Genomic DNA, 22799 nt, shown 5'->3' on the forward strand with positions numbered 1-22799 from the left:
TTCCCCGGCGCCGGGTCAGAGCTGGGTCGGCTGGCGTTCGGTCAGGCCGTACTGCCTGGCGATCGCGTTCCACAGCTTGGCGGCCTCGGCCTTCTCGGCGGTCGCGGTGCCGCTGGCCCGGTTGCCGGCCTGGGTCTGGCCGGTCGTGCGGGCCTGCCCCTTCTTGCAGTACTTGCCCTTGGCCCCGGCGACCTGGTCGGCCCAGGCCGCGTAGTGGTCGTCGGCCGAGGCCGACGCCTGCCAGGCCTTGGTGAGCGCGGTGGTCAGCGCCTGGTGGTCGGGCAACTTGTCCACCGACAGTCCGGAGAGGTCGGTCACCAGCTGCTTGCGCTGTCCGGCCGCGTCCCGCAGGTCCTGGGCCGCCTGACCGAGGTCGCGGCAGGCCTTCACATCGCCGACCGCGTTGACCACGGCGGTCCGGCTGTCGCCGCTGTCGGCCAGCAGCTTGTCCAGCTCGACGGCCTGCTGACGGACCGGGTCGACGGACGGCGAGGCGGAGGTCTCCCCACCGGCCGTCGCGCCGGCGGACACGGGCCGGTCGCCGCCGTCGTCGTCACCGCCCCCGCTGCCGAGCAGGGCACCCGCGCCGACCCCGAGGACGGCGATGGCGACGCCGACCGCGGCGATGAGCGGCACCCGCGAACCGGTACGGCCACCGCCGCGCCCGCCCCGGCCGCCGCCCGCGGCGGGCCGGGTGGCCGTGGGGGGCTGTCCGTGCCCCGCGGCCGGGACGGACCGGGTGGCCGCGGCCGGGCCGGCGGTGTCGCTGCGGAAGAGGTTGTCGAACTCGGCGGGGGGCTGCCGGTTGCCGTCGCCGGGCGGGGCGCCGTAGGGCTGCCCGGCGACGGGCGCCATGAACCGGGTGGCCTCGGCGTCGGGGTTGCCGGCGGGCGGCCGGGGCCCGGCGCCCGGGCCGGGCGCACCCTGCGCGCGTCCCAGGAAACGGGTCGTCTCGGAGTCGTGCGCGGCGGGCATCTCCGGCGGCAGCGCGCCCGGGCCCACCGGGGGTATGTACTGCGTCGCCCCCTCGTCGATGCCGCCGCCGGCCACCGGCGGCAGGAACTGGGTGGCGCCCTCCGGCCCGCCGGGGGCGGCGGGCGGCAGGGCTCCGGCGGACGGGGAGCCGTACGCGTCCCGGCCGGGTGCGCCGTAGGGGTCGTGGGCGCCGTGCGGGCCGTCCGGGCCCGGGTGGCCGCCGTAGGAGTCGTGGGCGCCGTGCCGGCCGTCCGGGCCCGGCTGGCCGCCGTACCCCGCGCCCGGCTGCGCGCCGCCGCCGACGTCGTACGGGCCGCCGTGGGCCGGGTCGGACGCGCCCTCGGGGGGCAGCGCGCCGGGGCCCGGCGCGGACGGGGCGGGCGCGCCCCAGGAGGACTGCTCCGGGGTGCCCCAGCGCGCGTCGGCGGGGGACTGCCAGTCCTGGCCGGGCGGCGGGGCCGGCGCCTGCTGGTCGGGGCCCCACGGGGTGCCCCAGGTCTGGCCGCCGGGCGGGGCCGAGGCGGGGAACCCGCTGCCGGAGGACCGGCCGTCCACGCCGCCGGCGGGGGCGACCGGTCCGGACGTCATGCCCGGCAGCAGGGGTTCACCACCGTCGGAGGGCAGCACGATGCCTTCGCGCGCGGGGCGCGCCGAGGGCTCCTCGCCCTGTCCACTCTGCGTCACCGGGACTCCTACCCATGGGGGACCTTGTGAATCGTCGGCTCACGCTACCGGGTCCCCGGAGCCCGGTGCCACGCAGCACAGAACCCGACCTCCTGCCCTGTGAGCGCGGTAACAAAACCGGGTCACCGCACGCTGCTTACGCCACCCCCTCCGCGCCGCCCCGGTCTCACGCCGCCGCCTGGAGCTCCATCCGCGCCCCGAACTCCCGTACCACCGACTCCTCCCGGTACGGTTCGAGGCGCTGCTGGAGGTCCTCCAGGTATTCGGCGCCCCGGTCGGACCGGAGGCCGTCGAGCAGTCCCACCGCCTTCAGGCCCGTGGCGCAGGCCTGTTCGATCTCGCGCTGCTGCACCTGCGCGGTGGCCAGCAGCACGTAGCCGATCGCCCGCCGCCGCGCCCGCGACCCGGGATGCCCGGCCAGTGCCTCCCGGGCGCACCGCGCGGCGTCCTCCGCCTGGCCGAGGTCCCGGTGGCAGTGCGCCAGCTCGTCGGCGAGGTAGGCCTCGTCGAAGTGCGCGATCCACGCCGGGTCGTCGCCCGAGCCCGGATCGGCCGCCTCCATCGCGTTCACCGCGCGCCCGGCCGCCGTGCGCGCCGCGTGCGCGTCGCCCATCAGCGCGTGGCCGCGCGCCTCCGCCGCGTGGAACATCGACTCCGCGCGCGGCGTCACCCGGCCCCGCGCGCCCTCCTGCGCCGCACGCGCCAACTGCGCGATCTCGCGCGGGTTTCCGAGCTGGGCGGCCAGATGGCTCATGGAGGCGGCGAGCACGTACCCGCCGTAGCCGCGGTCCCCGGCCGCCTGCGCCAGCCGCAGCGCCTGGATGTAGTAGCGCTGGGCCAGGCCCGGCTGACCGGTGTCGACGGCCATGTACCCGGCGAGTTCGGTCAGCCGCGCGACCGCCGCGAACAGATCACGCCCCACGGCCTCGCGGTACGACCCCGCCAGCAGCCCCGAGACGACGCTGTTGAGGTAGTGCACCACCACCGGGCGCACATGCCCGCTGCCGTACTGGTGGTCCAGGTCCACCAGCGCCTGCGTCATGGACCGGACGGCCCCCACGTCGGACTGTCCCACGCGCGGCCCGCCGGAGCGCGCCACCTGCCCGTCGGGCGCGGTGATCAGCCAGTCGCGGCTCGGCTCGACCAGCGCGGAGGCGGCGACGGAGGAGCCGGACAGGAAGTCCCGCCGGCCCACGTCGCTGCGCCACAGCTCGCAGACCTGCTCGACGGCGCCCGGCACCGTCGGCGAGAACTGGAGGCCGACGCCGGAGGCGAGGTTCTTGCCGTTGGCCATGCCGATCTCGTCGATCGTGACCGTACGGCCCAGCTTGCGGCCCAGTGCCTCCGCGATGATCGCCGGTGCCTGGCCCCGCGGCTGCTGCCCGCGCAGCCAGCGGGCCACCGACGTCTTGTCGTAGCGCAGATCGAGACCGTGTTCGACGCCGCACATGTTGACCCTGCGGGCCAGTCCGGCGTTGGAGCAGCCGGCTTCCTGGATGAGCGCCTGCAGCCGTTCGTTCGGCTGCCGCGCGACGAGAGGCCTTGCGGCCATGGCGTACCCCCTGAGGCTGCGGTGCCTGCCCACGCACCGGGTTGACGTTCTTCCGCGGCCGTACTTCTCACGTCCCGGCGAGAAAGATCCGGCCGTGAGGATCGATGCCCCGCCGAACTACCGACAATGCGGGACATGTGAGGATTGCCGGGGCGGCGACGGTCGCCGGCCCTTCTCCTGGCTACCCCGCGGCGGGTGCGGATCCTCTCGCGCGCCCCCGCGGATGCACCCATGCGCCCCGAACACGGAACCGGTGCCCCTCCCCCGCGCATACGCGCGGGCGTAACCCCTGGTGACGGCCGTAGTTGTGTTCATCGTGGAAGAGACGCTCGCGGGCACCGACGCCGTACAGATCCCGAAGCAGCGCGGGGAGTCGCTGCTGGACACCGCAGTTCGCTACGCCGGGGAACGGCACTGGGACGTCGTCCCGGGCACCTGGCTGGAGGCCGTCGGCGGAGTGCACCGCTGCTCCTGCGGTGACGCCGCGTGCCCGGCGCCCGGCGCGCACCCGGCCCGGCCGGACTGGGAGGCCCGGGCGACCGGCAGCGCCACCGTCGCCCGTCGCCTGTGGCAGGAGCGGCCGACCGCCTCGATCCTGCTGCCCACGGGCCGGACGTTCGACGCGATCTCCGTCCCGGAGTCGGCCGGGTTCCTGGCGCTCGCCCGGATGGAGCGGATGGGACTGACGCTCGGACCGGTGACGCTGACGCCGGACCGGCGCATGGAGTTCTTCGTACTGCCGGGCGCGCCGGTGAAGGTGCCGGAACTGGTGCGCAGGCTGGGGTGGTCGCTGCCGTCGCTCGACCTGACCGTGCGGGGTGAGGGCGACTGCGTCGCCGCGCCCCCCACGCGGTTCGGGTCCCGGGGGGCGGTGCAGTGGGTGTGCCGGCCCACGCGGGCGAACCGGTGGCTGCCGGACACGGAGGAACTGATCTCGCCGTTGGCCTACGCGTGCGGCAGGGACCGGTAGGCGCCCGCCGCCCCGCGGGGCTCGCGCGGTGCGGCGGCCGCGGGTCCGCGGCGGCCCGTCGCGCGGCCGACCGCGCCCTCGAGGCCTGCCGTGCTCCCCGTAGTGTTCGTGCTGACGGAGGGAGACGTGGTGATGACTGTCGCCGTGAGCGTTCGGGGGCTCTGGAAGCGGTTCGGACAGCAGGTCGCGGTGGGCGGGATCGATCTGGAGCTGCCCGCGGGGCGGTTCATCGGCCTGGTCGGTCCGAACGGGGCCGGGAAGACCACCACGCTGTCCATGGTGACCGGACTGCTGCGGCCGGACCAGGGCACCGTCGAGGTCGTCGGGCACGACGTGTGGCGCGACCCCGTGGAGGTGAAGGCCAGGATCGGGGTGCTGCCCGAGGGACTGCGGCTGTTCGAGCGGCTGTCCGGGCGCGAACTGCTCGCCTACACCGGCCGGTTGCGCGGGCTGCCCGGCTCCGAGGTCGACAAGCGGGCCACCCAGCTCCTCGACGTCCTGGACCTGGCCGGCGCCCAGCACAAGCTCGTCGTCGACTACTCGACCGGCATGCGCAAGAAGATAGGCCTCGCCGCCGCCCTGCTGCACAACCCCGAGGTCCTGTTCCTGGACGAGCCGTTCGAGGGCGTCGACCCGGTCTCCGCGCAGACCGTCCGGGGCGTCCTGGAGCGGTACACGGCCTCCGGCGCCACGGTCGTGTTCTCCTCCCACGTCATGGAGCTCGTCGAGTCGCTGTGCGACTGGGTGGCCGTGCTGGCCGGGGGCCGCATCCGTGCCCACGGTCCGCTCGCCGAGGTGCGCGGTGACGCGCCCACGCTGCAGCGGGCGTTCCTCGAACTCGTCGGCGCGGACGGCCGCGACACCGGCTCGGACCTGGACTGGCTGGGCGGGGGCTCCCGGTGAGCGCCCCCGCGATCACCCCTGTCGTCGTCCGGCTGAAGCTGTCCCTGCTGCGCAACGGGCTGCGGCAGTCGGGTGGGCGCAAGGCGGCGTACATCGCCTCCGCGGCCGTCGCGCTGCTGTTCGCCGCGCTCCAGCTCATCGGCCTGATCGCGCTGCGCGGCTTCGGTCACGTCGAGTCGCTGACCGTGCTGCTGGTGGCGGTGCTGGGACTGGGCTGGGCGGTGATGCCGCTGTTCTTCCCCGGCGGCGACGAGACCCTCGACCCGACCCGGCTGGTGATGCTGCCGCTGCGGCCGCGGCCCCTGGTGCGGGCCCTGCTCACGGCCTCGCTGGTCGGCATCGGGCCGCTGTTCACGCTGTGCCTGCTCGTCGGCTCCGTGATCGCCGTGGCGCACGGCGGGGCGGCGTCCGCCGTGGGCGTCCTCGCCGTCCCGCTGGCGCTGCTGGTGTGCGTGGCCCTCGCGCGGGCGGTCGCCGCCGCCAACGTACGGCTGCTGACCAGCCGCAGGGGACGGGACCTCGCGGTGCTCAGCGGACTGGTGATCGCGGTCGGCGCGCAGCTGGTCAACTTCGGCGCTCAGCGCCTGGGTTCCTCCGGCCTGGAGCAGCTCGCCCCGGCCGGGGACGTGCTGCGGTGGGTCCCGCCGGCGTCGGCGGTCGGCGCGGTGCACTCGGCGGGCGAGGGGGCCTACGGCGTCGCCGTGGCGCAACTGGCTTTGAGCGCGGCGGCGTTGGCGGGACTGCTGGCACTGTGGTCGCGGTCACTGACCCGGCTGATGACCTCGCCGGACGGTTCCACCCTGCGGGCCGGTGACACGGCGGTCCGCGACCGCGCGCCGGGCGGCCTCGCCCGGCTGCTGCCCCCGGGCCGCACCGGTACGGCCATGGAGCGCAGCCTGCGGTACGCCTGGCGCGACCCGAAGACGAAGGCCGCGTGGGTGACCTCGCTGGCGGTCGGTCTGATCGTGCCGGTGTTCAACGCCTGGCAGGGCACCGGCTCGGTCTACTTCGCCTGCTTCGCCGCCGGGATGCTCGGCATCCTGATGTACAACCAGTTCGGGCAGGACACCTCCGCGTTCTGGATGGTCGCGATGACGATCTCCTCGCCCCGGGACGCCTACGCCGAACTCCGCGCCCGCGCGCTGGCCCTGCTGCTGATCACCCTTCCCTACGCCACGCTCGTCACGGTCCTGACGACCGCCCTGCTGGACGACTGGTCCCGGCTGCCGGAGGCGCTGGGCCTGTCCTTCGCGCTGCTGGGGGCGATGCTGGCGACGGGCGCGTGGACCTCGGCCCGTTTCCCCTACTCGATCCCGCAGGAGGGGTACAAGAACGTCGCCCCGGGGCAGACCGGGCTGGCCTGGATCTCCATCTTCGGCGGCATGATCGCGGCGGCCGTCCTGTGCGCGCCGGTCATCGCCCTCACGATCTGGCTGCGGGTGCGCGGGAGCGGTGACGAGCCGCTGTGGCCGGTGCTGCCGGCGGGCGCGGCCCACGGGGCCGTCCTGGCCCTGCTGGGCCTGCGCCTCGCCGCCCCGCTGACCGCGCGCCGGCTGCCGGAGATCCTGACAGCGGTCGGCAAGGGCTGACCGACAGCGGTCGGCAAGGGCTGACCGTCCCGCCGCACGAGCGGCCCCGGAGCCGCCACACGGGTGGCTCCGGGGGCGCCGGGCGGGTGGCGCAGGGGCGCCGCGCGGATGACACCGGCCCCGCCGGGTGGGGCGGAAGGCGTCGCGCGCCGGGGGTCAGGAGTCGTCGAGGGTCTCCAGGAAGGGTTCGATGGCGGCCAGCCAGGTCTCCGGCTGGTCGTAGTGGACCAGGTGGCCCGCGTCGGCGACCTCCGCGTACCGGCCGTGGGGCAGGACCCGCACCATCTCCTGGGCCTCCGCGCGGCCCAGTTCGCCGTCGAGACCGCGGACCACCAGGGCGGGGCACCGCACCTGGGCCAGTTCCTCCCAGTGCGCGTCGTACACCCAGGCCTCGCGGGAACGGAGCATCTGGTCCGGGTCGAAGACCGGGCGCCAGCCATCGGGCGACTCGGCCATCACCTCGGCGTAGAACTCGCCGCGGACCGGGTTGGGCCGCTCCACCCAGGGGTCGTCCTCGCCGAACCACTTGCGCACGTCGGCGAGCGTGGCGAACGGAACCGGCCAGGCCTTGAACCACTCCGCCCACACGCGCTGCGAGGCCGCTCCGAGGGCGGAGGCCCGCATGTCGCAGATGACCAGTCCCCGGACCAGGTCGGGGCGCTTGGCGGCCAGCTGCCAGGCGGTCAGCGCGCCCATCGCGTGGCCGATGAGGACGGTGGGGCCGAGGTCGAGCTGTTCGAGGGCGGCCTCGGCGTCGTTCACGTAGGCGTCACGGGTGAAGGACGCCTCCGGAGGCTTGTCGCTGCGGCCGTGGCCGCGCTGGTCCAGGGCGACCGCGCGGTAGCGCGCGGAGAGCCGGCGGGCGGTGGGCGCCCAGTGCGAGGCGCGGCCCATCAGGCCGTGGAGCAACAGCACGCCCGGGGCGTTCCGCGCGGGGCCGCCCTCGGGGCCGGCGCCGTCCTTGGGCGGGTCGCCGAACTCCCAGGCGGCGAGCCGTACCCCGTCGTCCGCCCCGGTCACGTCGATGCGTCGCGCCATGTGCCTGGCCCCCCAAGCTCGCTGCCTGCCGCTGACTGACTGCTGCCTTCTGTCTTCTGCCTTCTGCCCGTGCTGGTTCTGCCTGTTGCTGCAATCCGCACATTATCGAATGCATATTCGAAGATGCGTTCTCGCCCGGAAACACCGCTCGTTCGAGTGACCCTCTTCGGGGATTGATCGCCGCGGCTCGGGGGAGATCTTCAGCGGGGGGCGGACCGCTCGGGGAAAACGGTCCGAGGGGAATGACCCTGAGAGCTCGGGGCTCCGGGTCAGCACAGGGGATGACGGGCCCCGGCGCCGTACGGCGCCGGGGCTCCTCACGTGGTCACGGCACATCGTCCCCGCCCCTCCCCGGCCGGCTGATCGCTGTCGGGACCGGCCAAAGACCCCTCAGGTCATATGCCCCACGCGACAGCGTCGCACGCGAACCGGGCGAGCGCTGCGATTCGGCGGACCGGGCGGTGGAACCGGCGCGTTCCGGTCACCGGTCAGGGCTTGGCCACGAACACGTGGGAGGCCACGTCCGTCCGCAGCTCGGCGGCCTCGCCGCTGCTGCCCACCAGCACACCGCCCGCCGACTCCGTCACGCTCACCACCGAGCCGGGCTGCACGCCGGCCCGGCGCAGCGTGTACATCAGCTGCGCATCCGTCTGGATCGGCTCGCCGATGCGGCGCACCACGACCGTCTTGCCCCCGGCGCCCGGATCGAGGTCGGCCAGCGACACCATCCCCTCGTCCAGGAACGGATGGGCGCCGTCCTTCTCGCCCAGCTCCTCCAGGCCCGGGATCGGGTTGCCGTACGGCGACTCGGTCGGGTGCCTCAGCAGCTCCAGCACGCGGCGCTCGACGGCCTCGCTCATCACGTGCTCCCAGCGGCAGGCCTCGGCGTGGACCTGCTCCCACTCCAGGCCGATCACGTCGACCAGGAGACACTCGGCGAGGCGGTGCTTGCGCATCACGCGCGTCGCCAGCCGGCGCCCCTCGTCGGTGAGTTCCAGGTGCCGGTCGGCGGCGACGGACACCAGTCCGTCGCGCTCCATCCGCGCCACCGTCTGGCTGACCGTGGGCCCGCTCTGGTCGAGACGCTCGGCGATCCGGGCGCGCATGGGGACCACACCTTCCTCCTCCAGCTCGAGGATGGTGCGGAGATACATCTCCGTGGTGTCGATCAGTCCGGACATACATGCCCCTTGATGAGATCTGCGGATGGCTCTGCCGGAGGCTGGACGGCTCACCGGCGCGTGCGCTGGCCCAGGCCTCAATTCTTACGCATGCGACCGGCAAGCGGGCCGCGCCGGGGAAACGGGGGCCGTACGGGGGCGGGCCGTGCCGCCGGGCGCCGTATTGACACGGCACTGGTCCAGACCGCACGGTGATCCGCGACACTCCACCCCGAAGGGATGCCGCATGAGCGACCGCACGCCGGCCGGTCAGTTCCTCGACGCCGCGATCGACCTGCTGCGGCGGATCCGCGACGAGGAGGCCGGGCCGATCGAGGCGGCGGGCACGCTGATCGCCGACACGGTCGCGGACGGCGGTCGCCTCTTCGCCTTCGGTGCCGGGCACTCCTCGCTCGCCGCGCAGGACGTCGTCTACCGCGCGGGCGGGCTCGCCCTGATGAACCTGCTGCCGGTGCCGGGCATGGTCGGGGTCGACGTGATGCCGGCCACGCTGGGCTCCGCGCTGGAACGCGTCGACGGGCTGGCGACCGTCGTGCTCGAGACGTCCCCGCTCCGCGCGGGCGACACCTTGGTGATCGTCTCCCTGTCCGGGCGCAACGCGCTGCCCGTGGAGATGGCCATGAAGGCCCGCGAGCTGGGCGTGCGGGTCATCGGCGTGACCTCGGTGGCGTACGCGACGCGGACGACGTCGCGGCACTCCTCCGGGACCTACCTGAAGGACCACTGCGATCTCGTCCTGGACTCCCGGATCGCGGTCGGTGACGCGGAGCTCACGCTCGACAACGTGCCGGCGCCCTTCGCGCCCGCGTCCACGGTCGTCACCTCGGCCCTCCTCCAGGCCGTCATGGCCACCGCCGCCGCCACCCTCGCCGACCGGGGCGTCGAGCCCCCGCTGCTGCGCTCCGGCAACGTGGACGGCGGCCACGAGTGGAACGCGCGCGTCCTGGAGCAGTACGGCGACCGGATCTTCTACCAGCGCTGAGCGGCACGGAACCCACCGCGGCCGGCGCACACCGGCGGGCCCGCGGTCACCACCCGGCGGGGCGGGCCGGCGGCCGGGGCGTCAAGCGACCGGGGACGAGCGGCCGGACGGTCAGCGGTCCGTGTCGAGGAGGGCCGACAGGTCGAGGGCCGTGGCGATGCGTATCGCGACGTCCTCCGCGTACACGGCGTCGGCGCGTTCGAACGCGGTGCGGCCCGCCCCGCGCAGAAACGTCACGGCACCCAGCGTGCGGCCCCGGCTGCGCAGCACCGTGCACAGGGCGTGCACGCTGTCCGCCGGCCACTGCCGCGACAGCGCCCACGTCCGCGCCGCCTCGGCGCCCACGGACCCCGCGCTCGCCCGCACCGACCCGGACCGCTGCACGCACTGCACCGCCGGGTGCCCCTCGCCGTACCGCACCGGCAGTCCCGCCCGCCCGACGAGCCGGCTGGGCCCCGGGGCGCCGGACGGGGTGGCGGCGATCCGCACCAGCCGCACCCGCGCGGCGCCCTCCGTCCCCGCGTCCGCCGCCACGTCGGCCACGCGGTCGATCAGCGCGTGGTCGGCGAACCCGGCGAGCGCGAAGTCCAGATGGACCGTCACCGCCTCCGCCGGGTCCTCGCACTCCGCCGCCGCGCGCGCCGCGCGGTGCAGCTGCTGCGCGCGGAACCGCAGCAGCGACGCCTCCTGCTCACCCTGACGGGACTCGGTCACGTCCTGGAACATCCAGCCGACCCCGAGCGGAACCGGTTCTTCCGCCAGTGGTGACGCCAGCCGCACGAAACCGCTGCGCCAGCACCGCCTGCGTTCGCCCTCCGGCGTGCGCACACTCACCCACAGCTCGGCGGGCGCGGGCGGCGCGCCCTCCGCGAGCACATGGGTGAGCGCGCTCTCCAGTTCCTCCACGCCCCGCGCCAGCAGCTCCCCCAGCGGCCGCCCCAGCACGGACGTCCGGCCCGCGCCCAGCGCCCGCGCGGCGTGCGCGTTCACGACCGCGGGCCGCAGATCGGCGTCGACCAGGACGACACCCCAGCTCGCGTCCTCCAGCAGCGCCTCGCTCAGCGCGATCGACCGCTCCAGGTCGATCTGCGTGTGCACCTCGCTGAACGCGCAGTACACCCCGGCCGGCTTCCCCTCCGGACCGCGCACGGCGGCGGACTGGGTGCGCACCAGCACCCGGCCGCCGTCCTTCGTCAGCAGCGCGAACTCCTCCACCTGCCGGCCCGGCGCGTCCATGGCCGACATCAGCCGCGCCTCGACCTCCTCGGCGTCCGCGCTGCGCACGGCCCACCCGGCGAACCCGGCCCGGCCCACCGCCTCGGCCGCGGTCCACCCGAGGATCCGCTCCGCCTCACGGTTCCAGTGCGTGACGACCCCGGCGGCGTCGAAGGCGCACAGGGCGGCGTCCATGCCGTCCAGCAGCGCGGCGAGGAGGTCGGAGCCGTCCGGGCCCTCCCGCGCGGGCTCGGGCTCGTCCGGCCCCAGCTCGTCGGTGATCCCACTATGCCGGGAAGCACTCACCTGGAACCCCCTGCAGGCTGCGTCCGCACGTACGGTACGACGGTTCACTCACGTGCAATCATTCAACTTGAACGTGACTCAGCGCACATCGAGTTCCCACAAGACGGAAAAAATCGTCGTCCGCCGCCCCGCGCGGGCGGGCCGGGCGCCGGCGCCTCCCCGCGCGGGGCTCAGCGGCTCTCGAGCCGGGTCCAGAAGCGGTGGACGATCTCGTCGACGTAGCGCCGTCCGTTCTCGCCGGAGGCGGCGCCGCCGGCCCGGCTGAGGGTGGCGGCCATGAGGGTCTGGTACTCGTCGTGCATGGCGCGCAGCGTGCTCTTCAGCTGGCGGCGCTCCATGGACAGCAGGTCGGCGATCTCGCGGATGTGGGCCTGCCAGCGGGTGGAGACCGCTTCGGTGAGCAGCCGGGCCAGTTCCGCCTCGCCGCCGGTGATGGACAGCAGGGCCCGGGGCGGCAGCTCGAGGGCGGCTCCGAGGAGGGCCGCCTCCCGCCGGCCGCCGCTCCAGTGGCCGGTCTCCTCCATGAAGAGGTAGGCGTCGAGGGTGAGACCGGCGGCGCGTGCGACGTCCTCGGGGGGGATCCCGCGCGCGATGCGGTACTCCCGCAGGGTGCGCGGGGCACCCATGAGGTCGCGGGGGGCGCACCACAGGGCACCGGCCAGGGCGGTGAGTTCGTGGGCGTCGGGGACGGCGAGGCCCCGTTCCCACGCGGTGATGTGGTCGGGGGTGATGTGGGTCATGCCGTAGGAGGCGCGCATGCCGTACGCGACGTGGCCGGGGGCCATCCCGACCTTCTCGCGCAGGATGCGGGCGGCGCGTGCGCTGAAGGGGAGTGGAGGATGCACGGTGGGAGAGTAGGGAGCGACGCAGGGTGAACACCACGGCCCCTGTCGTCTGCATCCCGTTATGGCGGGAAGGTCGCCGCCGATTCTGTAGGAAGCAACGGAGATCATTGCGCCCGCAACTGCCTTTTCCTGCAAGGGCGTTGACCTGGAGGCCCTGCTCCGTAGGATCCGCTCGCAGGCTGCCGCGGGTGGGACCGCGTTCCGGGTTGGCACGCTCCCCGGCGGCTTTGTGGTGCTTCCCTCCCCCGCGCACGCCCAGGAGATACCCATGCAGACCATGACGACCGGCCCGGTCGACCCCGCGCCGCCCAGAGACGGCGGCGCCCTCGACCGGTTCTTCCGCATCAGCGAACGCGGCTCGACCTACGGTCGTGAGATACGCGGCGGTTTCGCGACGTTCTTCACGATGGCGTACATCCTCGTGCTCAACCCGATCATCCTCGGCAGCACCGAGGACAAGTTCGGGGACAAGCTCGACGCCGCCCAGCTGGCGACCGCCACGACGCTGGTGGCCGCCGTGATGACCCTGATCATGGGTGTGGCCGGCAATCTGCCGCTCGCCCTGGCCGCGGGACTGGGCCTCAACGCCGTCGTCGCCTTCCAGATCGCCCCCCTGATGAGCTGGGACGACGCGATGGGGCTCGTCGTGCTCGAGGGCCTGCTGATCTGCGTCCTGGTGCTGACCGGTCTGCGCGAGGCCGTCATGCACGCCATCCCGCAGCCGCTCAAACAGGCCATCAGCGTCGGCATCGGCATGTTCATCGCCTTCATCGGCTTCGTCGACGCCGGGTTCGTCACGCGCATCCCGGACGCGGCGGGCACCACCGTGCCCGTCCAGCTCGGCACCGGCAGCCTCACCGGCTGGCCCATGCTCGTGTTCTGCCTCGGCGTGCTGCTGACGGTCGTCCTCATGGCCCGCAAGGTGCGCGGCGCCATCCTCATCAGCATCGTGGCGATGACCCTCCTCGCCATCGTCGTCAACGAGCTCGCCGACGTGAAGTCCTGGGGCCTGACCGCGCCCGAGCTGCCGGACAAGCCCGTCGCCGCGCCCGACTTCGGGCTCCTGGGCCAGTTCGACCTGCTCGGCGCGTTCGGCCAGGTCAGCGTGCTCACCGTCGTCCTGCTGATCTTCACGCTCATCCTGTCCGACTTCTTCGACACCATGGGCACCGTCGTCGGCGTCACGGCCGAGGCCGGACTGCTCGACGAGCGCGGACAGGTCCCCGGCCTGGGGCGGGTCCTGCTGATCGACAGCGCGGCCGCCGTCGCGGGCGGCGCGACCTCCTCCTCCTCGGCCACCACCTACATCGAGTCCGCCGCCGGTGTCGGCGAGGGCGCCCGGACCGGCTTCGCCAACCTCGTCACCGGCGGCCTGTTCGCCTTCGCCCTCTTCCTCACGCCCGTGCTGACCATCGTGCCGATGCAGGCCGCCTCCCCCGCCCTCATCGCGGTCGGCTTCCTGATGATGACGCAGGTCAGGCACATCGACTGGAACCGCTTCGACCTCGCCATCCCGGCCTTCCTGACCATCGTCGTCATGCCGTTCACCTACTCCATCAGCAACGGCATCGGCGCCGGCTTCATCGCCTACGTGGTCATCAAGGCCTGCCTGGGCAAGGCCCGCGAGGTGCACTGGCTGCTCTGGGGCACCGCGGCGCTCTTCCTCGCCTACTTCGCCATCGAGCCGGTCAAGCAGCTCCTCGGCATCTGACCGCGGTGGACCGCCTCCGGCGACCCGTTCGAAAAAAGTGGTTGATTCGGGGCGAGGCACTTCTTAGAGTGGCGGTACTTCGGAAAGGAGGTGGTTCGGCAGATGTACGCATACCGGACGGAAGAGGTGGCTGCGGGCTGACGGCCCGTCGTCGTACTCGGTTCGATGCCGGACCGGCGTGTGCGAGAAGCACGCAGCCGGCCTAATCCAACGCAGTCACCCGACCCGCGAGTCGCCGGTAACGTCCGGCCGGCTCCTCCCCAGGGAGGAACCAGACTCGCGGGTCGTCTGCGTTTTCCGGGGTCCCGCGCTCAGCGGGCGATGTCCGCGTAGCCCTCGATCTCGCGCGGGTCGCGGCTGCCCGGGCCGACGTAACGGGCCGAGGGGCGGACCAGACGGCCGGTGCGCTTCTGCTCCAGGATGTGGGCGGACCAGCCCGCCGTGCGCGCACAGGTGAACATCGAGGTGAACATGGGGGCCGGGACCTCGGCGAAGTCCAGCACGATGGCGGCCCAGAACTCGACGTTGGTGGCGAGCACCCGGTCGGGGCGGCGGGCGTGGAGCTCGGCCAGGGCGGCCTTCTCCAGGGCCTCGGCGACCTCGAAGCGCGGGGCGCCCAGTTCACGGGCGGTGCGGCGCAGGACGCGGGCGCGGGGGTCCTCCGCGCGGTAGACGCGGTGCCCGAAGCCCATGAGGCGCTCGCCCCGGTCCAGGGCCTGCCTGACGTACCCCTCGGCGTCCCCGGTGCGCTCGATCTCCTCGATCATGTGCAGCACGCGGGAGGGGGCTCCGCCGTGCAGCGGGCCCGACATCGCCCCGACGGCGCCCGACAGGGCCGCCGCGACGTCCGCGCCCGTCGAGGCGATGACGCGGGCGGTGAACGTGGAGGCGTTCATGCCGTGCTCGGCGGCCGACGTCCAGTAGGCGTCGACGGCCGCGACGTGCCGCGGGTCGGGCTCGCCGCGCCAGCGGATCATGAACCGTTCGACGACGGACTCGGCCCTGTCGATCTCGCGCTGCGGCACCATGGGCCGGCCCTGGCCGCGCGCGGACTGGGCGACGTAGGACAAGGCCATGACGGCGGCGCGGGCGAGGTCGTCGCGGGCCTGCCCCTCGTCGATGTCCAGGAGGGGTTTCAGGCCCCAGGCGGGCGCCAGCATGGCGAGCGCGGACTGCACGTCGACGCGGATGTCGCCGGAGTGCACGGGGATCGGGAACGGCTCGGCGGGCGGCAGTCCGGGGTTGAACGCCCCGTCGACGAGCAGTCCCCAGACGTTGCCGAAGGAGACGTGACCGACCAGGTCCTCGATGTCGACGCCCCGGTACCGCAGGGCGCCGCCCTCCTTGTCCGGTTCGGCGATCTCCGTCTCGAACGCGACGACTCCTTCGAGCCCGGGTACGAAGTCGGACATCTGGCGGCTCCTTGTGAGGTGGGTGACAGATGGTGGTGTGGGGTGGGACGACCATGTGCCGGCGGTCGGCGGAAGCGGCGGCGCACGTCCGGTGGATCCACGGTCCGTTCGAACGGACTCGCGGTCCGGGGCGTCACCCCTGTGATGCCCGGTCGGCGGTCACCCAACCGGATCAGTGCCAGCACGATATCCCCGGGTGCCATCTTTGGGGAGAGGTCGCGGCACTCAGTGCCACCACGTGACGAAGGACACCGCTCTCCCCAGGGCTTCGCGCATGCGGCAGGATGACGGCGTGACCGACCGAGACGCCGTCCCCCTCGATCCCGCCTCGATGCGCAAGCAGTACCGGACCGAGGGGCTCTCCGAGACCGACCTGGCCGCCACTCCCGTCGAGCAGTTCGCGCGCTGGTTCGGACAGGCCGCGACGGACGGTGGGCTGTTCGAACCGAATGCCATGATCGTCTCCACGGCGGACGCGGAGGGACGGCCCAGCTCGCGCACGGTGCTGCTGAAGCACTTCGACGGCGACGGGTTCGTCTTCTACACGAACTACGGCTCCCGCAAGGCCCGTGACCTGGCCGAGAACCCGCACGTCTCGCTGCTGTTCCCCTGGCATCCGATGGCCCGGCAGGTCATCGTCACCGGCACCGCGCGCCGCACCGGCCGCGACGAGACGGCCGCCTACTTCCGTACCCGTCCGCACGGCTCCCAGCTGGGCGCGTGGGCCAGCGGCCAGTCCTCGGTGATCGCCGGCCGCGCGGAGCTCGACGCGTCCTACGCCGACCTGGTGGCCCGCTACCCGGAGCACGAGCGGGTACCGGTGCCACCGCACTGGGGCGGCTTCCGGGTGACCCCGCGGGAGGTGGAGTTCTGGCAGGGCAGGGAGAACCGGCTGCACGACCGCCTGCGGTACGTCGCCGGGGCGGGCGGGGGCTGGCGGGTGGAACGGCTCGCCCCGTGACGCGGGCTCCCTCCCCGTGCGGGCGCACCCCGTGCGCCGGCGGCCGGCGGCCCGGGGGGCGCCTCAGTCCAGCGCTTCCTCCAGCAGCGCCGCCCACTGCGCCACCACCCGCTCCCGGCGGGCCCCGTCGTCGGTGAGGAGGTTGGCGAGGCCCAGGCCCCGGGCCATGTCGAGGAGGCCCTGGACGGTTTCGCGGACGCCGGGGCGGGACTCGTCGGCGCCGAGGAGTTCGACGGCGGTGCGGTGGGACTCGCGGCCGACGCGCAGCTCCAGCTCGGTCACGCGCGGGCGCAGCTGTTCCTCGTTGGAGGCGGCGACCCAGAGGTGGAGCGCCGCGCGGAAGACGGGGCCGGTGTAGAGGCCGACGAGGGCGGCGATCACCGCGCGGCGGTCGCCGGCCGCGGCGCCCTCCGGGAAGAGGGCGCGCAGGGCGGTGGAGCGCTCCTCGGCGACGTACTCGACGGCGGCCGTGAAGAGGTCCTCACGGGTCGGGAAGTGGTGCTGGGCGGCCCCCCGGGAGACGCCGGCGCGTTCGGCGACGACGGAGACCGTGGAGCCCGCCCAGCCGTGTTCCGCGAGGCAGGCCACGGCGGCCTCCAGGAGCCGCTGCCGGGTGGCCCGGCTGCGGTCCTGCTTGGGAACTCGTTCCGCACGGTCGGCCGTGCTCACACCACCCATTGCGGATCCCGTCGTTCGAGGAAGGCCGTCATCCCCTCGCGCGCGTGGGCGGAGGCGAAGAGGCGCGCCGAGAGCGCGGTCAGGTCGGCCGCGTCCCGGTCGAAGGTCTGCAGCACCTTAGCCGTGAGCAGCCGTTTCGTCTCGGCCAGGGCTTCGGGGGCGGCCCTGCGCAGCCCGTCGAGGATCGGCGCGAGGATCTCGTCCACGTCGTCGCCGGCAGCGGTGAGCAGGCCGATGCGGGCGGCCTCGGCGGTGTCGAGGCGCTCCCCGGTGAGGCAGTAGCGGGCCAGCGCGCGCGGGTCGGTGCGGGGCAGCAGCGGCAGCGAGATCACGGCGGGCGCGACCCCGATGCGGACCTCGGTGAAGGCGAACGTCGCCGCGCGGGAGGCGACGGCGACGTCGCAGGCCGCGAGCAGGCCGAGGCCGCCCGCGCGGACGTGCCCGGTGACCCGCGCGAGGACCGGTTTCGGCAGCTCGACGATCTGCCGCAGCAGGTCCGCCAGTGCCTCGGGGGCGGGGGGATCGCGCAGGTCCGCGCCCGCGCTGAAGGTGGTGCCGGTGTGGGTGAGGACCACCGCGCGGACGCCGGTGTCCCCGCCCGCGTCGCTCAGCGCGTCGGACAGTTCGCCGACGAGGGCGGCGGACAGGGCGTTGCGGTGGTGCGGGGCGTCGAGGGAGAGCGTTTCGACGCCCCGCACGCGTGTGCGGCCGATCGGGGTCACGAGGGCTCCCCGCGGGCCGTGCGGAGTCCACGGCGCGGGATCTTTCCGGAGGCGGCGCGCGGGACGCCGTCGGTGGAGGTGACGTGCCGCACCCGCTCGTACGGGGCGACGCGTTCGGCGACGTACGTCATGACCTCGCCCCCGGCGGGCGCGGCGGCCCGCCGGGGGAACCGGCCGGCCTGCTCGTGGGCGAGGGCGGTGCCGCCGGCCGGTGCCGGGGTGCTCCCGGACCCGGCGGCCCGGGCGGGCACCGCGTCGTGGAGGGGGAGTCCGACGGGCTCGACGTCTGCGTACTCGCTGCGGGACACGGTTCCTCCAGGACGGCCGTACGGGCCTGGCCGACGCGGCACTAGTACGACTTGGGGAGGCCCAGGGTCCGGTGGGCGACGTAGTTGAGGATCATCTCCCGGCTCACCGGGGCGATGCGGGACACGCGCGCGGACGTGATCAGCGACGCGAGGCCGAACTCGCGGGTGAGGCCGTTGCCGCCGAGGGTGTGCACGGCCTGGTCGACCGCCCTCACACAGGCCTCGCCGGCCGCGTACTTGGCCATGTTGGCGGCCTCGCCCGCGCCCGTGTCGTCACCGGCGTCGTAGAGGTGGGCGGCCTTCTGCATCATCAGGCGGGCCAGTTCGAGGTCGATGTGCGCCTGGGCGAGGGGATGGGCGATCGCCTGGTGGGAGCCGATGGGGGCGTCCCACACCGTGCGCTCGCGCGCGTACTCGACGGCGCGGGCGAGCGCGTAACGGCCCATGCCGATCGCGAACGCGGCGGTCATGACGCGTTCGGGGTTGAGACCGGCGAAGAGCTGGAGCAGGCCCGCGTCCTCTCCCCCGCGGCCGGAGGCGTGGGAGGCGCCCCCGCCGACGAGCGCGTCGGCGGGCAGCCGCACGTCGTCGAGGATCAGCTCGAACTGCTTCTCGACGGCGGTGAGTTCCATGTCGATCTTGTGGCGCTCGAACCCGGGGGTGTCGCGCGGGACGATGAACAGGCAGGGCTTGAGGCGTCCGGTACGGGCGTCCTGCGTGCGGCCGACGACGAGGGTGGCGTCGGCGATGTCGACGCCGCTGACGAAGACCTTGCGGCCGGTGAGGAGCCAGTCGGTGCCGTCCTTGCGTGCCGTCGTGGTGATGCGGTGGCTGTTGGAGCCGGCGTCGGGCTCGGTGATGCCGAAGGCCATGGTGCGGGTGCCGTCGGCCAGCGCCGGGAGCCACTCCCGTTTCTGGTTCTCGGTGCCGAACCGGGCGATCACCGTGCCGCAGATCGCCGGTGAGACCACCAGCAGGAGGAGCGGGCAGCCGGCTGCGCCGAGTTCCTCCAGGACGATGGAGAGTTCGCAGATCCCGCCGCCTCCGCCGCCGTATGCCTCCGGCAGGCTGACGCCCAGGTAGCCGAGCTCGGCGGCCTCTCGCCAGAGTTCTTCCGGGGGGTCGCCCCCGGCGATGGTGCGGGTGATGTAGGCGCGGCCGTATTTGGTGCCCAGGGCGGCCACGGCCGCTCGGAGGGCCTGGTGCTCCTCTGATTCGATCACGGGCATGGGCGCTCCTGGGAGGAAGGGGCTTCGCGTCGTGCGGAGGGGGGTCGCCGGGGTCGCCCACGCGGTTCCCCGCGCTCCTGGGGGGTTTCCTCCACGACCGCCAGGAGGGCACCGACCTCCACCTGCTGTCCCGGTGTCGCGTGGAGGGCGCTCAGCGTCCCCGTGGCCGGGGCCGTGATCCTGTGCTGCATCTTCATCGCCTCCAGCCAGAGGAGGGGTTGTCCGGCCTCCACCGCGGCGCCCTCGGTCAGGCCCTCGGCGAGGCGGACGACCGTGCCCGGCATGGGGGCCAGGAGGGAACCGGGGGCGTGCCGGGTGGTGGGGGCGGGGAAGCGGGGCAGGGCGGTGAGGGCGGTGGCGCCCACGTACACCCGGTCGCCGTAGCGGCTGACCTCGTAGCGGCGGCGTACGCCGTCCACTTCGAGGATCACGAGACCGGCGTCCACGTGTGTCACGCGGGCGGTGTCGGCCTCGAGGCCCTCGCGCGTGTGCCGGTAGCGGACCTCGTGCTCCTCGCCCGCCATCGCGTACCGCTTGATCTGCGGTTGTGCGGGCAGGTTGCGCCAGCCGCCGAAGCGGGAGCGGCCGTGGGCGTCGGCGAGGGCGGCGGCGAGCGGGGCGTGCGGGTCCGGGGCCGGTGCGGTCAGTTCGGGCAGGTGCCGGTCGTAGAAGCCGGTGTCCATGCGGCCTTCCGTGAACTCCTCGTGCCGCAGGGAGCGGACGAGGAGGTCCCGGTTGGTGACGGGGCCGTGGATCACCGCGCGGTCCAGTGCCGAGGCCAGCTTGCGGATCGCCTCCGCGCGGGTGGGCGCGTGGGCGACGGCCTTGGCGATCAGGGGGTCGTAGTGGACGCCGATGTCGTCGCCGTCCGTGCAGCCGGTGTCCAGGCGCACGGAGCCGGGGACGGCGAGGCGGTGCAGACGGCCGGTCTGCGGCGCCCACTCCCTGGCCGGGTCCTCGGCGTAGAGGCGGGCCTCCACGGCGTGTCCACGCGGGCGTGGCGGGTCGTCGTCCAGGGCGTGGCCCTCGGCGACGCGGATCTGCTCGGCGACGAGATCGACACCGAACACGGCCTCCGTCACCGGGTGTTCCACCTGGAGGCGGGTGTTCATCTCCAGGAAGTGCGCCCGGCCGCCGGCGACGAGGAACTCCACGGTGCCGGCGCCGACGTAGGAGACGGCACCCGCGGCGCGTACGGCGAGGGCGTGGAGTTCCTCGGTGAGCCGCGCGGTCAGCCCGGGTGCCGGGGCCTCCTCGATCACCTTCTGGTGGCGGCGCTGGAGGGAGCAGTCGCGGGTGCCGAGCGCCCACACCGTGCCGTGCGCGTCGGCGAGGATCTGCACCTCGACGTGGCGTCCGCCCGCGTCACCGCCGAGGTACGGCTCGACGAACACCTCGCCGTCGCCGAAGGCGCTCGCGGCCTCCGCGCGGGCGGCGGCCAGTGCGCCGTCCAGGTCCGCGAGGCGCCGTACGACGCGCATCCCGCGCCCGCCGCCGCCCGCCGCCGCCTTCACCAGCACCGGCAGATCGGCCCCGGTGACCTCGCGCAGGGGCTCGATCCCCATCAGCTCCTTGGCGCGCGTCTTGGACGCCATCGCCTCGATCGCCTCCGGGGGCGGCCCGATCCACACCAGGCCGGCGTCCTGGACGGCACGCGCGAAGCCGGCGTTCTCGGAGAGGAAGCCGTAGCCGGGGTGCACGGCGTCCGCGCCGGCCGCGCGGGCGGCCCTCACGATCAGGTCGCCGCGCAGGTACGTGTCGGCGGGCGCCGCCCCCGGGAGTCGTACCGCCGTGTCCGCCAGGCGCGCGTGGCGGGCGTTCTCGTCGGCGTCCGAGTGGACGGCGACCGTCCGGATTCCCAGCTCACGGCAGGTGCGGGCGATGCGGCAGGCGATCTCGCCCCGGTTCGCCACCAGTACGGAAGTAATCACGGGCCTCACATCCGGAAGACGCCGAAGCCACCGCGCGCGCCCTCGTAGGGCGCGGTGTGGACGGCCGACAGGCACAGGCCGAGGACGGTGCGGGTGTCGCGCGGGTCGATGACGCCGTCGTCGTACAGCCGCCCGGAGAGGAACAGGGGCAGCGACTCGGACTCGATCTGCCGCTCCACCATGGTGCGCAGCGCCGCGTCCGCCTCGTCGTCGTACGGCCGCCCCTTCGCCGCCGCCGACTGCCGGGCGACGATGGAGAGCACCCCGGCGAGCTGCTGGGGGCCCATGACGGCGGACTTGGCGCCGGGCCAGGAGAACAGGAACCGCGGGTCGTACGCGCGCCCGCACATGCCGTAGTGCCCGGCGCCGTAGGAGGCGCCCATGAGGACGGACAGGTGCGGGACGCGCGAGTTGCTCACCGCGTTGATCATCATCGCGCCGTGCTTGATGATGCCGCCCTGCTCGTACTCCCGGCCGACCATGTAGCCGGTGGTGTTGTGCAGGAAGAGGAGCGGGATGTCGCGCTGGTTGGCGAGCTGGACGAACTGGGCGGCCTTCTGGGACTCCTCGCTGAAGAGGACCCCCCGGGCGTTGGCGAGGATGCCGACGGGATAGCCGTGCAGGGTCGCCCAGCCGGTGGTCAGGCCGGCCCCGTACAGCGGCTTGAACTCGTCGAAGTCGGAGGCGTCGACGATCCGCGCGATGACCTCGCGCGGGTCGAAGGGGATCCGGAGGTCGCCGGGGACGATGCCGAGGAGTTCGTCCTCGTCGTACTCGGGCGGGGCGGCCGGTCCCGGATCGGCGTACGCCTTGCGGTGGTTCAGCCGGGCGACGACCCGGCGGGCCAGGCGGAGCGCGTCCCGCTCGTCGACGGCGAGGTGATCGGCGAGGCCCGACACGCGCGCGTGCATCTCGGCGCCGCCCAGGGACTCCTCGTCGCTCTCCTCCCCGGTGGCCATCCTCACCAGCGGCGGACCGCCGAGGAACACCTTCGCCCGCTCCCTGACCATGATCACGTGGTCGGACATGCCGGGGACGTACGCGCCTCCGGCGGTGGAGTTGCCGAAGACGACGGCGATCGTCGGGATGCCGGCCGCCGACAGCCGGGTCAGGTCCCGGAAGATCGCGCCGCCCGGGACGAAGATCTCCTTCTGCGAGGGCAGGTCGGCGCCGCCGGACTCCACCAGGCTGATCACGGGCAGCCGGTTGGCGAGCGCGATGTCGTCGGCGCGCAGGGTCTTCCGCAGGCTCCACGGGTTGCCGGCACCGCCGCGCACGGTCGGGTCGTTGGCGGTGATCAGGCACTCCACGCCCTCGACGACACCGATGCCGGTGACCAGGGAGGCGCCGACCGCGTACTCGCTCCCCCAGGCGGCCAGCGGGGACAGTTCCAGGAAGGGCGTGTCGGGGTCGAGGAGCAGCTCGACGCGCTCGCGGGCGAGGAGCTTGCCGCGTCCGCGGTGCCGCTCCACGTACGTGGCGCCGCCGCCCGCGAGGGCCTTGGCGTGCTCGGCGTCGAGTTCGGCCAGCTTGGCGAGCATGGCCTCGCGGTGTTCCCGGTACTCGGGGCCGGCCGTGTCCAGGGCGGATCCGAGGAGCGTCACAGC

Annotated in this window: 19 protein-coding genes; 6 read left to right on the plus strand and 13 right to left on the minus strand. The window is 74.0% G+C overall.

The window, feature by feature from the left end; all coding sequences use genetic code 11:
* Positions 1-15: 15 nt before the first annotated feature.
* Both ACF07S_RS08225 and ACF07S_RS08230 read right to left on the minus strand, forming a co-directional pair.
* Positions 16-1659 (minus strand): hypothetical protein, encoded by a 1644-nt coding sequence (locus tag ACF07S_RS08225; protein WP_391973727.1) that lies wholly within the window; start codon positions 1657-1659, stop codon positions 16-18.
* Between the two features lie 166 nt (positions 1660-1825).
* The gene (locus tag ACF07S_RS08230; RefSeq protein ID WP_391973728.1) at positions 1826-3211 is read right to left on the minus strand and encodes a transcriptional regulator; all 1386 of its coding nucleotides are present in this window, start codon (positions 3209-3211) and stop codon (positions 1826-1828) included.
* A 307-nt stretch (positions 3212-3518) separates the two neighbouring features.
* Here ACF07S_RS08230 and ACF07S_RS08235 point away from each other — a divergent pair, with 307 nt between their 5' ends.
* From ACF07S_RS08235 to ACF07S_RS08245, 3 genes are all read left to right on the plus strand, one after another.
* Positions 3519-4181, plus strand: coding sequence for a bifunctional DNA primase/polymerase (locus tag ACF07S_RS08235; protein ID WP_391963734.1), 663 nt, complete (start codon positions 3519-3521; stop codon positions 4179-4181).
* A 132-nt stretch (positions 4182-4313) separates the two neighbouring features.
* On the plus strand, positions 4314-5084 hold the full coding sequence (locus ACF07S_RS08240; protein WP_391963735.1) for an ABC transporter ATP-binding protein: 771 nt from the start codon (positions 4314-4316) through the stop codon (positions 5082-5084).
* Positions 5081-6673, plus strand: a complete 1593-nt coding sequence (locus ACF07S_RS08245; protein WP_391973729.1) for a transporter — start codon at positions 5081-5083, stop codon at positions 6671-6673. Before ACF07S_RS08240 ends, ACF07S_RS08245 begins: the two co-directional genes overlap by 4 nt.
* 156 nt (positions 6674-6829) lie before the next feature.
* On the opposite strand, the gene ACF07S_RS08250 is transcribed toward ACF07S_RS08245, so the two are convergent.
* Positions 6830-7711: an alpha/beta fold hydrolase gene (locus tag ACF07S_RS08250; protein ID WP_391963737.1), complete on the minus strand. Its 882-nt coding sequence runs from the start codon at positions 7709-7711 to the stop codon at positions 6830-6832.
* 488 nt (positions 7712-8199) lie between these two features.
* Positions 8200-8892 (minus strand): metal-dependent transcriptional regulator, encoded by a 693-nt coding sequence (locus ACF07S_RS08255; protein WP_391963738.1) that lies wholly within the window; start codon positions 8890-8892, stop codon positions 8200-8202.
* Between the two features lie 226 nt (positions 8893-9118).
* Here ACF07S_RS08255 and ACF07S_RS08260 point away from each other — a divergent pair, with 226 nt between their 5' ends.
* Positions 9119-9874 (plus strand): SIS domain-containing protein, encoded by a 756-nt coding sequence (locus tag ACF07S_RS08260; protein ID WP_391973730.1) that lies wholly within the window; start codon positions 9119-9121, stop codon positions 9872-9874.
* A 111-nt stretch (positions 9875-9985) separates the two neighbouring features.
* On the opposite strand, the gene ACF07S_RS08265 is transcribed toward ACF07S_RS08260, so the two are convergent.
* Both ACF07S_RS08265 and ACF07S_RS08270 read right to left on the minus strand, forming a co-directional pair.
* Complete coding sequence (locus ACF07S_RS08265; RefSeq protein WP_391973731.1) at positions 9986-11395, minus strand: PAS domain-containing protein; 1410 nt, start codon at positions 11393-11395, stop codon at positions 9986-9988.
* 170 nt (positions 11396-11565) lie between these two features.
* Positions 11566-12240 carry an XRE family transcriptional regulator gene (locus ACF07S_RS08270; protein WP_391963741.1) on the minus strand — a complete coding sequence of 225 codons (675 nt, stop codon included), beginning with the start codon at positions 12238-12240 and terminating at the stop codon, positions 11566-11568.
* A gap of 268 nt (positions 12241-12508) precedes the next feature.
* Between ACF07S_RS08270 and ACF07S_RS08275 the strand changes: the two genes are divergently transcribed.
* Positions 12509-13951 carry an NCS2 family permease gene (locus ACF07S_RS08275; protein WP_391963742.1) on the plus strand — a complete coding sequence of 481 codons (1443 nt, stop codon included), beginning with the start codon at positions 12509-12511 and terminating at the stop codon, positions 13949-13951.
* 311 nt (positions 13952-14262) lie between these two features.
* Here ACF07S_RS08275 and ACF07S_RS08280 read toward each other — a convergent pair whose 3' ends face one another.
* On the minus strand, positions 14263-15363 hold the full coding sequence (locus ACF07S_RS08280) for a citrate synthase 2 (protein WP_391963743.1): 1101 nt from the start codon (positions 15361-15363) through the stop codon (positions 14263-14265).
* A 274-nt stretch (positions 15364-15637) separates the two neighbouring features.
* On the opposite strand from ACF07S_RS08280, the gene pdxH reads away from it, so the two are divergent.
* Positions 15638-16324 carry a pyridoxamine 5'-phosphate oxidase gene (gene pdxH, locus ACF07S_RS08285; protein ID WP_391963744.1) on the plus strand — a complete coding sequence of 229 codons (687 nt, stop codon included), beginning with the start codon at positions 15638-15640 and terminating at the stop codon, positions 16322-16324.
* Positions 16325-16387: 63 nt separating this feature from the next.
* Here the strand turns inward: pdxH and ACF07S_RS08290 are convergent, their stop codons facing one another.
* The 6 genes from ACF07S_RS08290 to ACF07S_RS08315 are packed head-to-tail and all read right to left on the minus strand — an operon-like array spanning position 16388 to position 22796.
* Positions 16388-17002, minus strand: a complete 615-nt coding sequence (locus tag ACF07S_RS08290; protein ID WP_391963745.1) for a TetR/AcrR family transcriptional regulator — start codon at positions 17000-17002, stop codon at positions 16388-16390.
* The gene (locus ACF07S_RS08295; RefSeq protein WP_391963746.1) at positions 16990-17724 is read right to left on the minus strand and encodes an enoyl-CoA hydratase family protein; all 735 of its coding nucleotides are present in this window, start codon (positions 17722-17724) and stop codon (positions 16990-16992) included. Before ACF07S_RS08295 ends, ACF07S_RS08290 begins: the two co-directional genes overlap by 13 nt.
* Positions 17721-18032 (minus strand): hypothetical protein, encoded by a 312-nt coding sequence (locus ACF07S_RS08300; RefSeq protein WP_391963958.1) that lies wholly within the window; start codon positions 18030-18032, stop codon positions 17721-17723. Before ACF07S_RS08300 ends, ACF07S_RS08295 begins: the two co-directional genes overlap by 4 nt.
* Before the next feature lie 41 nt (positions 18033-18073).
* Positions 18074-19261 (minus strand): acyl-CoA dehydrogenase family protein, encoded by a 1188-nt coding sequence (locus ACF07S_RS08305; protein WP_391963747.1) that lies wholly within the window; start codon positions 19259-19261, stop codon positions 18074-18076.
* The gene (locus ACF07S_RS08310; protein WP_391973732.1) at positions 19252-21192 is read right to left on the minus strand and encodes an acetyl/propionyl/methylcrotonyl-CoA carboxylase subunit alpha; all 1941 of its coding nucleotides are present in this window, start codon (positions 21190-21192) and stop codon (positions 19252-19254) included. Before ACF07S_RS08310 ends, ACF07S_RS08305 begins: the two co-directional genes overlap by 10 nt.
* Before the next feature lie 5 nt (positions 21193-21197).
* Positions 21198-22796, minus strand: coding sequence for an acyl-CoA carboxylase subunit beta (locus ACF07S_RS08315; RefSeq protein ID WP_391973733.1), 1599 nt, complete (start codon positions 22794-22796; stop codon positions 21198-21200).
* Between the last annotated feature and the right edge of the window lie 3 nt (positions 22797-22799).

The organism is Streptomyces sp. NPDC016640 (genome assembly GCF_043076215.1).
In the GTDB taxonomy this organism is placed as follows: Bacteria; Actinomycetota; Actinomycetes; order Streptomycetales; family Streptomycetaceae; genus Streptomyces.

Coding starts and splice junctions, on each gene's coding strand:
- ACF07S_RS08230 (WP_391973728.1), bottom strand. CDS start 3,211: ATGGCCGCAAGGCCTCTCGTCGCGCGGCAGCCGAACGAACGGCTGCAG.
- ACF07S_RS08240 (WP_391963735.1), top strand. CDS start 4,314: ATGACTGTCGCCGTGAGCGTTCGGGGGCTCTGGAAGCGGTTCGGACAG.
- ACF07S_RS08250 (WP_391963737.1), bottom strand. CDS start 7,711: ATGGCGCGACGCATCGACGTGACCGGGGCGGACGACGGGGTACGGCTC.
- ACF07S_RS08255 (WP_391963738.1), bottom strand. CDS start 8,892: ATGTCCGGACTGATCGACACCACGGAGATGTATCTCCGCACCATCCTC.
- ACF07S_RS08260 (WP_391973730.1), top strand. CDS start 9,119: ATGAGCGACCGCACGCCGGCCGGTCAGTTCCTCGACGCCGCGATCGAC.
- ACF07S_RS08275 (WP_391963742.1), top strand. CDS start 12,509: ATGCAGACCATGACGACCGGCCCGGTCGACCCCGCGCCGCCCAGAGAC.
- ACF07S_RS08280 (WP_391963743.1), bottom strand. CDS start 15,363: ATGTCCGACTTCGTACCCGGGCTCGAAGGAGTCGTCGCGTTCGAGACG.
- pdxH (WP_391963744.1), top strand. CDS start 15,638: ATGCGGCAGGATGACGGCGTGACCGACCGAGACGCCGTCCCCCTCGAT.
- ACF07S_RS08290 (WP_391963745.1), bottom strand. CDS start 17,002: ATGGGTGGTGTGAGCACGGCCGACCGTGCGGAACGAGTTCCCAAGCAG.
- ACF07S_RS08305 (WP_391963747.1), bottom strand. CDS start 19,261: ATGCCCGTGATCGAATCAGAGGAGCACCAGGCCCTCCGAGCGGCCGTG.